The sequence below is a fragment of the Pseudonocardia oroxyli genome, assembly GCF_900102195.1.
Classification (GTDB): Bacteria; Actinomycetota; Actinomycetes; order Mycobacteriales; family Pseudonocardiaceae; genus Pseudonocardia; species Pseudonocardia oroxyli.
This window is the reverse complement of sequence record NZ_FNBE01000002.1, coordinates 1-13474: the sequence shown is the minus strand read 5'-3', so window position 1 is coordinate 13474 and position 13474 is coordinate 1. Positions and strand designations below refer to the sequence as shown.

At 72.4% G+C, this 13474-nt stretch carries 16 protein-coding genes and 1 riboswitch; of the genes, 5 read left to right on the top strand and 11 right to left on the bottom strand.

All coding sequences use genetic code 11. The features are described 5' to 3' along the window. Positions 1–30: 30 nt before the first annotated feature. The 5 genes from BLS43_RS02645 to thiO form a co-directional block, all read right to left on the bottom strand. Positions 31–879 (bottom strand): Gmad2 immunoglobulin-like domain-containing protein, encoded by an 849-nt coding sequence (locus tag BLS43_RS02645; protein WP_093076211.1) that lies wholly within the window; start codon positions 877–879, stop codon positions 31–33. 87 nt (positions 880–966) lie between these two features. Further along, positions 967–1488 (bottom strand): gamma carbonic anhydrase family protein, encoded by a 522-nt coding sequence (locus BLS43_RS02640; RefSeq protein ID WP_093076208.1) that lies wholly within the window; start codon positions 1486–1488, stop codon positions 967–969. A 21-nt stretch (positions 1489–1509) separates the two neighbouring features. Further along, positions 1510–2280 (bottom strand): thiazole synthase, encoded by a 771-nt coding sequence (gene thiG, locus BLS43_RS02635; RefSeq protein WP_093076206.1) that lies wholly within the window; start codon positions 2278–2280, stop codon positions 1510–1512. A 2-nt stretch (positions 2281–2282) separates the two neighbouring features. Further along, positions 2283–2480 carry a sulfur carrier protein ThiS gene (gene thiS / locus BLS43_RS02630; RefSeq protein WP_093076203.1) on the bottom strand — a complete coding sequence of 66 codons (198 nt, stop codon included), beginning with the start codon at positions 2478–2480 and terminating at the stop codon, positions 2283–2285. After that, the gene (gene thiO, locus BLS43_RS02625; protein WP_093076201.1) at positions 2477–3505 is read right to left on the bottom strand and encodes a glycine oxidase ThiO; all 1029 of its coding nucleotides are present in this window, start codon (positions 3503–3505) and stop codon (positions 2477–2479) included. The genes thiS and thiO overlap by 4 nt, the downstream gene beginning before the upstream one ends. After that, positions 3499–3603: riboswitch (TPP riboswitch) on the bottom strand. (Overlaps the previous gene by 7 nt.) Positions 3604–3624: 21 nt before the next feature. On the opposite strand from thiO, the gene thiE reads away from it, so the two are divergent. Further along, positions 3625–4269 carry a thiamine phosphate synthase gene (gene thiE / locus BLS43_RS02620; RefSeq protein WP_093077336.1) on the top strand — a complete coding sequence of 215 codons (645 nt, stop codon included), beginning with the start codon at positions 3625–3627 and terminating at the stop codon, positions 4267–4269. A gap of 46 nt (positions 4270–4315) precedes the next feature. Here thiE and BLS43_RS02615 read toward each other — a convergent pair whose 3' ends face one another. Both BLS43_RS02615 and BLS43_RS02610 read right to left on the bottom strand, forming a co-directional pair. Further along, entirely contained in the window at positions 4316–5074 is a 759-nt protein-coding gene (locus tag BLS43_RS02615; RefSeq protein ID WP_093076198.1) for a hypothetical protein, read from the bottom strand. Positions 5075–5384: 310 nt separating this feature from the next. Beyond that, positions 5385–6092: a DUF3159 domain-containing protein gene (locus BLS43_RS02610; RefSeq protein ID WP_093076195.1), complete on the bottom strand. Its 708-nt coding sequence runs from the start codon at positions 6090–6092 to the stop codon at positions 5385–5387. 168 nt (positions 6093–6260) lie between these two features. On the opposite strand from BLS43_RS02610, the gene BLS43_RS02605 reads away from it, so the two are divergent. After that, entirely contained in the window at positions 6261–7034 is a 774-nt protein-coding gene (locus BLS43_RS02605; RefSeq protein WP_093076193.1) for an SGNH/GDSL hydrolase family protein, read from the top strand. Between the two features lie 64 nt (positions 7035–7098). On the opposite strand, the gene thpD is transcribed toward BLS43_RS02605, so the two are convergent. From thpD to ectA, 4 genes are all read right to left on the bottom strand, one after another. After that, the gene (gene thpD, locus BLS43_RS02600) at positions 7099–8013 is read right to left on the bottom strand and encodes an ectoine hydroxylase (RefSeq protein ID WP_093076191.1); all 915 of its coding nucleotides are present in this window, start codon (positions 8011–8013) and stop codon (positions 7099–7101) included. 91 nt (positions 8014–8104) lie between these two features. Beyond that, positions 8105–8503 (bottom strand): ectoine synthase, encoded by a 399-nt coding sequence (locus tag BLS43_RS02595; RefSeq protein WP_093076188.1) that lies wholly within the window; start codon positions 8501–8503, stop codon positions 8105–8107. Between the two features lies 1 nt (position 8504). Beyond that, entirely contained in the window at positions 8505–9761 is a 1257-nt protein-coding gene (gene ectB, locus BLS43_RS02590; RefSeq protein WP_093076185.1) for a diaminobutyrate--2-oxoglutarate transaminase, read from the bottom strand. A 7-nt stretch (positions 9762–9768) separates the two neighbouring features. After that, the gene (gene ectA, locus BLS43_RS02585) at positions 9769–10377 is read right to left on the bottom strand and encodes a diaminobutyrate acetyltransferase (RefSeq protein ID WP_342741133.1); all 609 of its coding nucleotides are present in this window, start codon (positions 10375–10377) and stop codon (positions 9769–9771) included. Positions 10378–10721: 344 nt separating this feature from the next. On the opposite strand from ectA, the gene BLS43_RS02580 reads away from it, so the two are divergent. From BLS43_RS02580 to BLS43_RS02570, 3 genes are read left to right on the top strand one after another with little or no spacing between them, the layout of a single operon-like run. Beyond that, positions 10722–12092: an MSMEG_0569 family flavin-dependent oxidoreductase gene (locus BLS43_RS02580; protein ID WP_093076182.1), complete on the top strand. Its 1371-nt coding sequence runs from the start codon at positions 10722–10724 to the stop codon at positions 12090–12092. A 12-nt stretch (positions 12093–12104) separates the two neighbouring features. Then, positions 12105–12956, top strand: a complete 852-nt coding sequence (locus tag BLS43_RS02575; protein WP_093076179.1) for a carbon-nitrogen hydrolase family protein — start codon at positions 12105–12107, stop codon at positions 12954–12956. 2 nt (positions 12957–12958) lie between these two features. Next, positions 12959–13471: an MSMEG_0572/Sll0783 family nitrogen starvation response protein gene (locus tag BLS43_RS02570; RefSeq protein WP_093076176.1), complete on the top strand. Its 513-nt coding sequence runs from the start codon at positions 12959–12961 to the stop codon at positions 13469–13471. The last annotated feature ends 3 nt before the right edge of the window (positions 13472–13474 follow it).

Here is a 13474-nt window from a genome sequence, read left to right as displayed (position 1 = left end):
CGTGGACCGTCGGTGGTGCCTGCCCCACCGTCAGACGACGGTGAGGCGCACGCGGTCGGTCATCGGCGGGCGTCCCTCGCCCCCGGACGGGTCGTCCTCGGACACGACGATCGTGTAGTCGCCGGGATCGAGCGGGATCTCGACGCGGAACGGCGCGAACCGCTGGCCCTCCGCCGTCGCGGTGACGCCGGCCCGCACCACCCGGCCGTCGGCGTTGCGGGCCTCCCAGAGCAGGGTGGCCTCGAAGACCGCCGCCTCCCCACGCACGACGACCGGCCCGGGTGTCCGCGCGCCGTCCACCGGGTCGTCGATCTCCACCAGGGACCGCACGCGGTACGGGTCCGCGGCGGTGAGCGGCGCGGCGACCGGCTCGCCGAGGAGCGTCTCGGCGGGTTCGCCGCCGACGAGCACCCGCACCGGATCGTCGCTGTCCGCGGCGGACTGCACGGTGTAGACGAGCTGCTGCAGGGCGAGGCCCGCGGGGCCGGGCAGCGGCCCCGCGACGGCGAGGTCCACGGTCAGCAGGCCGTCCCCGTGGGTGACGGGGCTGCGCAGCCGCACCCCCGCGGGCCAGTCGGTGCGGTGGTCGGGATCGTCGGTCCGCCCGTCGAGGACCGCCGTGACGGCCGTGCCGACGGGGTCGGGCGGGGCGTCGTCCGGCCCACCGTCGCGCAGGGCGCGGATCTCGCGGAACAGCCGGTCGCCCGCGGGGGTGCCGCCCACGAACCAGACCGGGACCACGGCGGAGGTCGGGTCGGCGGGCACCACCGTGGGCACGGCGGGCACGGTCGGGACCACGCGGTCCTCGGCGTCCCCGGTGCCCGCACAGCCGGCGAGCACGAGCAGGGCCAGCAGTGCCCACCCGATCCGACCGCGCATGGCTCCAGGATGGGCGACCGAACCGGACACGCCGGGCACGCCGCGCCGCCGGACCCCTCGAACGGGGGAGAGCCCGGCTACGGATCGTCAGATCTCGGCGACGGTCCGTGCGTGTCGTTGCGCCAGCTCACGGTAGAAGCCCGGGTTGTTCTGCACCCACCACTCGGCCTCGGAGGTCAGCGGGCCCCGCGGCGAGGCCGTGGCCCCCAGGACGAGGGTGCCCTCCGGGATCACCTTGCCCGGCGCGACCAGCGCGCCCGCCCCGACCAGGCTGCGGGCACCGATCACCGCCCGGTCCTGGACGGTGGCGCCGTTGCCGATCACGCACTCCGGGCCGATCACGCAGCCGTGCACCACGCAGAGGTGCCCGATGGTGGCGCCCGCCCCGATCTCCGTGGCCGGGTCCTCGCCGCCGTGCAGGACGCTGCCGTCCTGCACGTTCGCCCCCTCCCGCACGATGATCGGGCCGGTGTCGCCGCGGAGCACGGCGTTGTACCAGACGGAGGCCCCGGCCTCGACCCGGACGTCGCCGATCAGCGCGGCGGTGGGGGCGACGAACGCGGTGGGATGCACGGAGGGGCGGCGGCCCTCGAACTCGAACAGCGGCACGACCCGGATCTTAACGCGCGTTCAGTCGATCTCGGGGCTGCTCGCCTGCGCCCAGTACCGCTTCGGGATGCGGCCCGCGTGCCGCGCCGCGTGCCCGGCCTCCACGGCCAGCCGCATCGCGTGCGCCATCCGCTCCGGGTCCGCGGCGCGGGTGACCGCCGTGGCCAATAGGACGGCGTCGCACCCCAGCTCCATGGCCTGCGCGGCCTCCGACGCGGTGCCGATGCCGGCGTCGAGCACCACCGGGACCCCCGCCTCGGCGACGATCATCTCGATGTTGTGCGGGTTGCGGATGCCGAGCCCGGTGCCGATCGGCGACCCCAGCGGCATGACGGCGGCGCACCCGACGGCCTCCAGGCGGCGGGCGAGCACCGGGTCGTCGTTGGTGTAGGGCAGCACGGTGAACCCCGCGTCGACGAGCTGCTCGGCGGCGTCGAGCAGCTCGATCGGGTCCGGGAGCAGCGTCCGCTCGTCCGCGACGACCTCGAGCTTCACCAGGTCCGTCTCGAGCGCCTCGCGGGCCAGCTCGGCGGTGAGCACCGCCTCGGCGGCCGTGCGGCAGCCCGCGGTGTTCGGCAGGACCTCGATGCCGAGCCTGCGCAGCAGGTCCAGCACCCCGGTGCCGGTGGTCGCGTCGATCCGGCGCATGGCCACGGTGGTCAGCGTGGTGCCGGAGGCGACCAGGGCGCGCTCCAGGATCTCCAGGTTCGCGGCGCCGCCGGTCCCGGTGATCAGCCGCGACCCGAACTTCCGGCCCCCGACGACGAGCTGGTCCACGTCGTGCTCCCTCATCGTCATCCTCCCTGCACGGCGGTCAGCACCTCGACCGCCGCGCCCTCGTGCAGCGGGGTACCCCAGTGCGCCCGGCGCACCACGGTGCCGTCCACGGCCACCGCCACGCCCCGCTCGGGCGCGTCGATGGCCCCCAGCGCGTCCGCCACGGTGGCGTCCGCGCTCAGGTCGTGCGGGGTCCCGTTGATCTCGACCCTCATCCGAACCTCCCCGGGTCGACGGCGGCGGGCACCGACCCGCCGTCCAGCACCGCCACGATCAGCTGCGCGGTCAGCGGGGCCAGCAGGATGCCGTTGCGGCTGTGCCCGGTGGCCACGAGCGTGCGGTCGTCCAGCCTGCCGATCAGCGGCAGGTTGTCCGGGCTGCCCGGCCGCAGGCCCGCTGCGACCTCGACCAGCCCGTACTCGGCGATCCCGGGGACGATCCGCTCCGCGTCCCGCAGCAGGTCCCGGACACCGCCGACGGTGGGCTCGGTGTCGAACCCCTGTTCGCTCTGCGTGGCCCCCACGACCAACCCGTTCGGCCGGGGCACGAGGTAGACCGGGCGCCCGTCGACCAGCGCCCGGACGGTGCGGCCGGGCATCGGGAAGGCGCCGCGGCGGTGCGCGAGCCGCAGGATCTCGCCCTTGACCGGGCGGACCAGCCCGCGCAGGGCCGGGTGCAGCGCCGCCGAGTGCGCCCCGGCGCAGATCAGCAGGGTGTCGGCGGGTTCGCCGCGGTACGCGCGCTCCTCGATCCGCACGCCGGCCTTCTCCGCCGCGGTCCGCAGGGACGCCAGCAGGGCCCGGTTGTCCACGGACAGGTCCGCCGGCACCGAGAGCCCCCCGCGGACGTCCGGGCCCAGGGCGGGTTCGAGCCTGCGCAGCTCCCGTCCGGTCAGCCGTTCGACGGGCCTGCCGAGGCGGGCGAGGTGGTCGGCGAGCGAGTCCAGCTCCGCCCGGTCCCCGGTCCCCGTCGCCGCGACGACGGTCCCCCCGGTGTGCAGGCCGGGATCCCCCAGCTCGGCGGCGAACTCCGGCCAGAGCGCGACGGACCGCAGCCCCAGCTCGAGCAGCTCCTCCTCGCCCGGCCACGCCTCGGTGACCGGCGCGAGCATGCCGCCCGCGACCCAGGACGAGCCGGACTCGGGGTCCGGGTCGAACAGGCCGACGGCCCACCCGGCCTGCGCGGCGCGCCAGGCGCACGTCAGCCCGATGACGCCGCCACCGGCGACGACGAGTTCCACTGCTTCGCTCCTCCCTGCGCCGGCATGACCCGGATCAGGTTCGACGGTCGGAGCCTGCGGCTCCCTCTCAGCCCCACCGGGCTCCCGTGACTGCGCGGCCCACCCTACGCTTCCCCGACGTGCCCCGACTCGACCGTGCAACGTTGCTGTCCCGCCTCGCGAACGCCCGCCTCTACCTCTGCACGGGCGACCGACCGGATCTCGCGGAGTTCGCGGACGCCGCGCTGGCCGGGGGTGTGGACGTGATCCAGCTCCGCGAGAAGGGCATCGAGGCGCGCGCCGAGCTGGCCGCGCTGGAGATCCTCGCCGACGCCACCGCCCGCCACGACCGGCTGCTCGCGGTCAACGACCGGGCGGACGTGGCGCTCGCCGCGGGCGCCGACGTGCTGCACCTCGGCCAGGACGACCTGCCGGTGGAGTGGGCGCGCCGGATCGTCGGGGACGAGGTCGTGATCGGCCGGTCCTCGCACAGCGCGGACGAGACCCTCCGCGCGGCCGAGGAGCCGGGCGTCGACTACTTCTGCGTGGGCCCCTGCTGGCCGACCCCCACCAAGCCCGGCCGCCCCGCCCCCGGCCTGGACCTGGTCCGGACCGTGGCGGGCCGCGCCCCGGACCGCCCGTGGTTCGCCATCGGCGGCATCGACCACGGCAGGCTCGACGACGTCCTGGCCGCGGGCGCGACCCGGGTCGTGGTGGTGCGGGCGATCACCGAGGCCGAGGACCCGAAGGCCGCGGCGGAGTCACTCCGCGCCCGCCTCCCCTGAGCTGTGAGCGGCGATGGTCGTCATAGCGACTATCGCCGCTCACAGGTCAGGAGCCGGGCCGCGGCAGCAGCCCGAAGCCCGGTCCGGTGTTCCCCGTGCCGGGCGCGCGGCTCGTCGTCGGCGAGGTCGACGGGCTCGGGGTCGTGGTCCGGGTCGCCGAGGGGCCGCCGGTCTGCTCGGTCGAGCCGGAGCCGGACTCCGGGGCCTGCTCCGTGGTCGTCGGGGTGGGGGACTCCGTGGTCTCGGACCGCGGCTCCTCGCTCGGCGCCGAGCCGCCGGTCACGACCCGCCCCACGGACGTCCCGGACTCCCCGCCGGAGATCGGCGAGCCCTTCGCCCACTCGACGCCGGTGATCACGAGCAGCCCGACCGCGAACGCGACGACGGTGGTCGCCGCGGTCACCCAGACCCGCTTGCGGGTGTACCAGGGCCGCTGCTCCGGGGCGGGCAGCACCGGGGCGACCAGCCCACCGTCTCGCTGCATCGGGATCGTCGCGAGCGGGTCGACGGGCTCGGCGAGGACGGTCGTGTCCGCCGCACCCCGGCCCGGCAGCTTGACCCGCTGCAGGACGGTCTCGCGGGTCTTGTCCAGCGAACGCTGGTACATCGTGGTGGCGATGGTCGTGACCACCGACCCGATGGCCGCGCCCGCCACCGTCCCCGCCGCGCCCAGGTAGGAGCCCGCCACCGCGGACGTGGCGGCCGCGGCCGCACCCGCGGCGACCTTCGTGAGGGTGAGGTCGACCTTCTTCTTCTCGGGCTCCGTGACCGTCGTCGCCGCGAGGGTGCGGTGCGCGTCGGGCACGTGGGTCGGACCGGCACCCGACGTCGATCGGCCCGGCCGCCGCCCGCCCGGGACCTGTCCCGCGGGACCCTGCCCACCGGAGCGCGGCCCCTCCGGCCGCCGACCCGACGGGCCGGAGCCACCGGGTCGCTGCGCGGCCCCGGAGCGGGGCAGCGGCGGCGACCCCTGGGCGTCGGGGGTGTGGGGCTGGGGGCGGCGGGGATTCTGGACCATGACTCCGTTCACATCACGCGAGGCTCGGGCGTCCTCCACGAGGATCAACGTGGACGATCTTGCGAACGCACCAGTCGATCACTCGACGTGAGGGTTCTCACCCGTTCGTGGAGGAGCCGTCCACGGTAGGTGCCTCGGGTGGGGCGTCCGCGACCCGGGGGTGCCGGATCCCCGGATGGTCGGCGGGCAGCGCCGAACGCAGCGCGGGCCAGGAAAGCACGACTGAGAGCGCCACCAGCGCCGGGCTGAACGCGACCCGCGCCGCGCCCAGCGCGAAGACCCATTCCGCCTGGTAGAGGGGCACGAACACGGCCACCCGCACGACGTACTGCGCCACCCACACCCAGCTCGCCCGCTGGTAGCCGCGCAGCAGATCGGGATCGCGGCGCCACCGCGTCTTCTGCCCCAGCGCCAGCCCGACGATGACGCCCAGCAGCGGCCACCGCACGACGATCGAGATCGCCCAGGCCAGCGCGCTCGCCACGTTCGAGAGGATCTGGACCAGGAAGAAGTCCTCGGCCCGGCCGGTGTACAGCGCGACCAGCGCCGCGACCGTCACGCCCAGCAGGCCGAAGAGCACCGCGCGCGGCCGCCTGCCGCGGGCCAGCCGCCAGCAGGCCACCCCGATCCCGGCGACGATCGCCGCGCCGGCCGCGATCCCGACCGGGGACCACCAGCTCAGCGCCCCGGCCAGCAGCCAGACCAGCACGAAGGCGACGACCGGGACCGAGGCGTCGACGGCGCCGCGCCGCCCGCCGAGGATCTCCCGCAGCGACTCGCGGGTGTCCGGCTCCGGGGTCGTCACGGGCGACGCGGCGGGAGAGGTTCGACTGACACCTCCTTAGGGTGCCCTATCGAGGTCACGAGATCACCCCACATCTGGCGCAACCGCGCGCCCATGAGTGATCCTGTGTGGATCAGAAGGTGACGGCGGTGTGGACGCCGGGGGAACGAGCGGGAAGGGAGCCGTGCGGTGCACCGGTGGAACAGCTTCGTGGCGATCGGGGACTCGTTCACCGAGGGCCTGGACGACCTGTGGGACGACGGCGCGCCGCGCGGGTGGGCCGACCGGCTCGCCGAGCGGCTGGCGGCGGGCAGGCCCGGCTTCACCTACGCCAACCTCGCCGTGCGGGGCAAGATCCTCGACCAGATCGTCACCGACCAGGTGCCGGTGGCCGAGCAGCTGCGCCCGGACCTGATCTCGTTCTGCGCGGGCGGCAACGACATCATCGGCATCACCTCGGACCCGGACGACCTCGCCCGGCGCGTCGACGCGGCCGTCGAGCGGCTGGCGGCGACGGGCGCGGACATCATCATGTTCACCGGCTTCGACCTGCGCCGCATGCACATGCTGCTGCGCAGGCTCCGCGGGCGGGTGGCCACCTTCAACGAGAACCTGCGGGCCGTGGCGGACCGCCACGGCTGTCACGTCGTGGACCTCTGGGGCATGGACGTCCTCGCCGATCCCCGCGCCTGGGCGAGCGACCGGCTGCACCTCACGCCGGAGGCGCACGAGCGGGTCGCCCTGCGCGCGCTGGAGGTCCTGGGCGAGCCCGTCGCGGGCATCGACTGGCGCACCCCCTGGCCCGCGGCCGAGGCGTTGGACTGGCGGCACCGCCAGGTCGAGGACCTGAGGTGGGTGCGCGAGCACGTCCTGCCCTACGCGCGCAAGCGCCTGCGCGGGGCCCACACCGGCGACGGCAACCTGCCCAAGCGCCCCAACCTCACGCCGCTTCCCCCCGTCTGACGCATTATGGAACCATAACGTCGAAAAAACCCTGCTCAGACGACGTTATGGTTCCATAATGCGGTCAGCGGACGGGGGTGAAGTCTCGGGCGCCGATGTACTCGGGGCGGCGGGTCGGGGCGTAGTACGGCTCCACGCAGGTGTTCTCCACGCTGTTGAACACGATGAAGATGTTCGAGCGCGGGTACGGGGTGATGTTGTCCCCCGAGCCGTGCATGCAGTTGGAGTCGAAGAACGTGGCGGACCCCGCCTTGCCGGTCAGCATCGCGATCCCGTGCCGGTTGGCCAGCGCGGTGATGCTGTCCGGGTCGGGCGTGCCGATCTCCTGCTCTTTGAGCGAGGAGCGGTAGTTGTCCTCGGGCGTCTCGCCGACGCAGGACACGAACGTCCGGTGCGAGCCCGGCATGATCATCAGGCAGCCGTTGTAGGCGTAGTTCTCAGTGAGCGAGATCGAGCAGCTCACCGCGCGCGGGGTGGGCATGCCGTCCTCGGCGTGCCACGTCTCGAAGTCCGAGTGCCAGTAGAACCCGCCGCCGCCGAAGCCCGGCTTGTAGTTGATCCGACTCTGGTGGACGTAGACGTCACCGCCCAGGATCTGCCGGGCCCGGCCGACCACGCGCTCGTCGCGGACGAGGCGGGCGATGGCGTCCGAGATCGTGTGCACCTCGAAGATCGAGCGCACCTCGTCGGAGTTCTTCTCGATGATGCAGCGGTCGTCCGCGCGGATGAGCGGGTCGTGCGCCAGCCGGTCCAGCTCGGCGGCGTAGCCGGCCACCTCGTCGGGGTTGAGCAGGTCGGGGACCTGCGAGAACCCGTTGACCTCGTGCCCACGCAGCTCCTGCGCGCCGTACATGCCGGCGCTGGACTCACTGCCCCACACCGTCGGTTCCGCCCGGTCGATGAGGGCCGGCTGCGTCGACACCCGGGTGTAGTACCGGTCGTTCGTGATGCTGGTCTGGTCGCTGCTCGGGGCAGTCATTGCAGTGCTCCTCTCGTCGATAGGCGACATCGCGGTGGTACAGGGCACGGCCGCCGGACCCGAGTCGGGTCCGGCGGCCGGGTGCTGCGGCTCAGGCCTCGGCCGGGAGCTCCAGCAGGGGGTAGACACCGTTCTCGTCGTGCACCTCGGTGCCGACGATGGGCGGGTTGAACACGCAGACGCAGGTGATGTCGCTGGTCACCCGGACCTGGTGCTTCTCGTTGCCGTCGAGCAGGTACATCGTGCCCGGGCCGAGCTTGTACGTCTCGTCGTTGTCCTTGTCGTACAGCTCGCCCTCACCGGAGACGATGTAGACGGCCTCGACGTGGTTGGCGTACCAGAAGTCGTTCGTCGAGCCCGCGCGCAACACGGTCTCGCCGACCGAGAAGCCGACGCGGTCGTGCGCGGTCACGATGCGGCGCGAGTACCAGCCGGGGGTGTCGACGTGGTTCTTGGTGTTCGTGACGTCGTCGATCCTGCGGACCTTCAACTCATGCTCCAGACGTGACGGTCTTGACGGACTCGGCGACGATCTCCAGACCCTCGTCGAGCTCGTCGTCGGTGATGGTCAGGGGGGCGAGGATCTTCATGACCTCGCTGTCCGGACCCGAGGTCTCCATGAGCAGCCCGCGCTCGAACGCCGCGGCGCAGACCTTCCCGGCCTGGTCGTGTTCGGTGAACTGCAGGCCGCGGGCCAGCCCGCGACCCTTGGCGGTCAGCTCGGTGACGGTGGTGTCCGCGACGATCTTGTTGAAGGCCTCCTCGACCTTCTCCCCCTTGCGGATGACCTCCCGCTCGAGGGTGTCGTCGCTCCAGTACCGATGGATCGCCTCGGTGCCGGTGACGAACGCCGGGTTGTGCCCACGGAAGGTGCCGTTGTGCTCACCCGGGCCCCAGACGTCGTGCTCCGGCTTGATCAGCACGAGCGCCATGGGCAGCCCGTAGCCGGAGATGGACTTGGAGATCGTGACGATGTCCGGCTCGATGCCCGCGGCCTCGAAGGAGAAGAACGGCCCGGTCCGGCCGACCCCCATCTGGACGTCGTCGACGATCAGCAGGATGTCGTGGCGCTTGCACAGGTCGGCCAGTCCCTGCAGCCACTCGATCCGGGCGGGGTTGATCCCGCCCTCGCCCTGGACCGTCTCCACGATGACCGCGGCGGGGTCGTTCAGCGACGACCCGGAGTCGGTGAGGACCCGCTCGAACCACAGGAAGTCCGGGACCTTGCCGTCGAAGTAGTTGTCGAACGGCATCGGCGTGGAGTGCACCAGCGGGACGCCGGCACCGCCGCGCTTCATCGAGTTCCCGGTGACCGAGAGCGCGCCGAGGGTCATGCCGTGGAAGGCGTTGGTGAAGTTGACCATCGCCTCCTTGCCGGTGATCTTGCGGGCGAGCTTGAGCGCCGACTCGACGGCGTTCGCCCCGGTCGGGCCGGGGAACTGCACCTTGTAGTTCAGCTTCCGCGGGCCGAGGATCTTGTCCCGGAACGTGTTCAGGAACTCGCCCTTGGCCGTGGTGTACATGTCCAGGCCGTGGGTGATGCCGTCCCGGCTCAGGTACTCCAGGAGCTTCTGCTTGAGCGGCTCGGGATTGTGGCCGTAGTTCAGCGCGCCCGCGCCGGCGAAGAAGTCCAGGTAGCGCTTGCCGTCGACGTCCCAGAGCTCCGCACCCTTGGCCGTGTCGAACACGACGGGCCAGTTGCGGCAATAGGAGCGGACCTCGGATTCGACGTCCTCGAAGATGGTCATCGTCTACTCAGTTTCCTTCGTTCGTGATCGGGCCGATGCGATAAAGGTTCTCGGGGTGGTGATCGTCGCCCAGCAGTTCCGCGGGGAACAGGTCGCTCCGTCGGATCTCGGTGCCGATCCGGCAGGCGAAAGCGGTGAACATCGCGATGGACGCCTCGTTGTCCGGGGTCACCGTGGTCTCCATGAACGAGACGTCGGGGACCTGCGCCCACAGCGTGTCGAGCATCCGGCCCGCCACTCCGCGACCACGGGCCGCGGCGCCGACGGCGACCTGCCAGACCATCAGTACGTCCGGGGCGTCGGGGCGGCGGTAGCCGGTGACGAAGCCGACGACCTGGTCGTCCAGGCGCGCGACGACGGACGTCGCGGCGAAGTCGCGGCACCACAGGAGGTACGAGTAGGTCGAGTTGACGTCGAGCACACCGGTTTCCGCCGCGAGCCGCCGCAGCGCCACTCCGTCGTCCACGCGGGGCCGTCCGACGGAGAGGACGGGTTCGTCTACGAGTGGTTCGGTGGTGGCTGCCGTCATGGCCATCGAACGTAACAGCCATATTGCCCGGATGCCGGCGTCGATCATTGTCGACCACATTCCCGGGCGTTCTTTCGTGATCCACATCACGATTCCGTTTGACGCTCGCACGGAGTGGGCACCGCGGGCTGAATTCCTTCTGTTTGCCCAGGTGTACCACGGGAACGGCGTTCCGGCGCGTCGGCGGCACGACGTGCCGGCCCGGCACGGATCGTCACCGACGGCGACTGGCCGTCACAGATCATGACCCTCACCACGCCGCCGGGCCGAGTCGGTCCGGTCTCGTCCCGTGCGGTCACATCAGCGCAACACGGGGCTCATCACGAAACACAGAAGATTTCCGGATGCAACACCTCGGCAATCGTCGAGCCGTCAACTGGAACCCGTCACCGGCACGGCCCACCCACGGAGTCATCAGGAGCTGATCCACCATGTCCCCCGAGGCGCATCTGCGTTCCGTCCCCGATCCCGTCCGTGCGCGGATCGACGGCGCCCACCATCCGGTCATCGTCGTCGGCGGGGGCCAGGCGGGCCTCTCGACGAGCCGCGTGCTGACCGACCGCGGCATCGACCACCTCGTGCTCGAGGCCGAGACCGCGGGACACGAGTGGGCGGACCGCCGCTGGGACACCTTCTGCCTCGTCACGCCCAACTGGCAGTGCGCGCTGCCCGGCTTCGCGTACGACGGCCCGGAGCCGGACGGCTTCATGGTGCGGGACGAGATCACCCAGTACCTGGAGAAGTTCGTCGCCTCCTTCGCCCCGCCGCTGGTCGAGGGCGTCCGCGCCACGTCGCTGCGGGCTCGGGACGGCCGCTTCGAGATCGCGACGGACCGGGGCACGGCCACCGCCGACCAGGTCGTCATCGCCACCGGCCCCTACCAGGTCCCGCGCACCCCGCGGATGGCCGAGCGCCTGCCCGACTCGGTGGTCCAGGTGCACTCGTCGGAGTACCGCAACCCCGACCAGCTGCCCGCGGGCCCCGTGCTCGTGGTCGGCACCGGCCAGTCCGGCTGCCAGATCGCCGAGGACCTGCACCTGGCGGGCCGCGAGGTCCACCTCGCCACCGGCACCGCCCCGCGCGTCGCCCGCTTCTACCGCGGCCGCGACTGCGTGGCCTGGCTGTCGGACATGGGCACCTACACCAAGGGGATCGACGCGTTCCCCGACGTGGAGGCCGTGCGGCACAAGACCAACCACTACGTCACGGGGCGAGACGGCGGGCGGGACATCGACCTGCGCAAGTTCGCCCTCGAGGGCATGCGGCTGCACGGCAGGCTGCACCGGATCGACCCGGAAGCCGTCCACTTCGGACCCGAGCTGCGGGCGAACCTCGACGGGGCGGACGCCGTCGCCGAGGGGATCAAGGACTCCATCGACGCGTACATCGAGGCGAACGGCATCGACGCCCCCGTCGAGGAGCGCACGGCCCCGGTCTGGGCGCCCGCCGAGGACGCGCCGTCCGAGCTGGCCGTCTCCGAGATCGCGGCCGTCGTCTGGGCCACCGGCTACGGCCGGGACGACCGCTGGATCGAGCTCCCGATCTTCGACGGCCGCGGCTACCCCACGCACGAGCGCGGTGTGACCAGCCAGCCCGGCCTGTACTTCATCGGACTGCCCTGGCAGTACACCTGGGGCTCGGGGCGCTTCTCCGGCGTCGCGGCGGACGCGGAGTACCTCGTCGACCGCATCGCCGAGACCCGCCGCGGCACCGTCGCGGACGGCCTGCACTGGCTGGCAGGCACCCCGTCCAGCACCTTCCCCTCCGACGACGACTGGGTCGCCCCCCGGTCCGCCAGCTGAAGGAGCGCCACCATGACCCGCATCGCCACCGCGGCGGCCCCCTTCGACCGTGACCTCGAAGGGGACTTCGACCGCATCGCCGTCCTGATCGACGAAGCCAAGCAACGGGGCGCCGAGCTGCTCGCGCTCCCGGAGGCCGCCCTCGGCGGCTACGTCTCCGACCTGGGCGGCACCGCCGAACCGCCGCCCGCCTTCACCCTCGACGGCCCGGAGATCGGCAGGCTCGCCAGCCTCGCCGGGGACCTCGTCGTCACCGCCGGGTTCTGCGAGCGGGACGGGGACACGCTGTACAACGCCGCCGTCTGCGTGACCGGGGACGGGATCCTCGGCAGCTACCGCAAGGTGCACCAGCCGCTGCAGGAGGGCGCCACCTACACCGCGGGCGACCGGTTCGAGGCCTTCGACAGCCCCGTCGGCCGGATCGGCATGCAGATCTGCTGGGACAAGGGCTTCCCCGAGGCGGCCCGCGCCCTCGCCCTCGACGGCGCCCGTCTCATCGTGTCGATGTCCGCCTGGCCGCTGTCGGCGACCAACCGGCACCCCGACCCGACCCAGGACCGGTGGGCCCGCCGGTTCGACCTGTTCGACCGCGCCCGCGCCCTGGAGAACCAGGTCGTGTGGGTGGCCGCGAACCAGTCCGGCTCCTTCGGCGCGCTGGACTTCGTGGCCAACGCGAAGATCGTCGACCCGGGCGGCGAGGTCGTCGCCGCCACGGGTTATGCCGAGGGGCTGGTCACGGCGGACTTCGACCTGCAGGCGGACATCGACGCCCACCGCGCCGGGATGGGCAACCTGCGCGACCGCCGACCGGACCTCTACGGCGCCCTCGTCTCCCCCGCATCACCCACCCAGAAGGAGAACTGACCATGGCAGACCTGACCGATCTCGAGAAGCAGTCGCTCGAGGAGATCGCCCACCCGTCCCTGCCCGAGGGCTCGTCGATCTACGGCGGCACGAAGGTGTTCCCGGACTACCAGGCCGAGAACGGCGAGGTGTACTTCACCCTGGTCCACGGCATCGCCCACGAGTCCTCGGTGAGCTTCGTGGCCATCCTGCAGGCCACCCGCGCCCTGCGGAAGGGCTTCGAGTCCGCCGTCTACTTCTACGGCCCCGGCTCGCTCAACGCCCTGGCCACCCGCGGGTTCCCCACCACCGGCAACTCCGCGTTCCCCGGCGAGCACAACATCAACAACAGCCTCAAGACCTTCATCCAGGAGGGCGGCAAGGTCTACTGCTGCCGCTTCGGTCTGTCGCTGCACGGCGCCCGCGAGGAGGACCTCATCGAGGGCGTCATCCCGACCCACCCGCTCGACGTCCAGGACGCGCTGATCCACTACGCCCGCAAGGGCGCGATCATCAACAGCACGTACCAGATCTGAGCG

Bases quoted from the DNA above. Each gene is read 5' to 3' on its own strand.
- BLS43_RS02645 (WP_093076211.1), bottom strand. From the start codon at position 879: ATGCGCGGTCGGATCGGGTGGGCACTGCTGGCCCTGCTCGTGCTCGCC.
- thiG (WP_093076206.1), bottom strand. From the start codon at position 2,280: ATGAGGGAGCACGACGTGGACCAGCTCGTCGTCGGGGGCCGGAAGTTC.
- thiS (WP_093076203.1), bottom strand. From the start codon at position 2,480: ATGAGGGTCGAGATCAACGGGACCCCGCACGACCTGAGCGCGGACGCC.
- thpD (WP_093076191.1), bottom strand. From the start codon at position 8,013: ATGACTGCCCCGAGCAGCGACCAGACCAGCATCACGAACGACCGGTAC.
- ectB (WP_093076185.1), bottom strand. From the start codon at position 9,761: ATGACCATCTTCGAGGACGTCGAATCCGAGGTCCGCTCCTATTGCCGC.
- ectA (WP_342741133.1), bottom strand. From the start codon at position 10,377: ATGTGGATCACGAAAGAACGCCCGGGAATGTGGTCGACAATGATCGAC.
- BLS43_RS02580 (WP_093076182.1), top strand. From the start codon at position 10,722: ATGTCCCCCGAGGCGCATCTGCGTTCCGTCCCCGATCCCGTCCGTGCG.
- BLS43_RS02575 (WP_093076179.1), top strand. From the start codon at position 12,105: ATGACCCGCATCGCCACCGCGGCGGCCCCCTTCGACCGTGACCTCGAA.
- BLS43_RS02570 (WP_093076176.1), top strand. From the start codon at position 12,959: ATGGCAGACCTGACCGATCTCGAGAAGCAGTCGCTCGAGGAGATCGCC.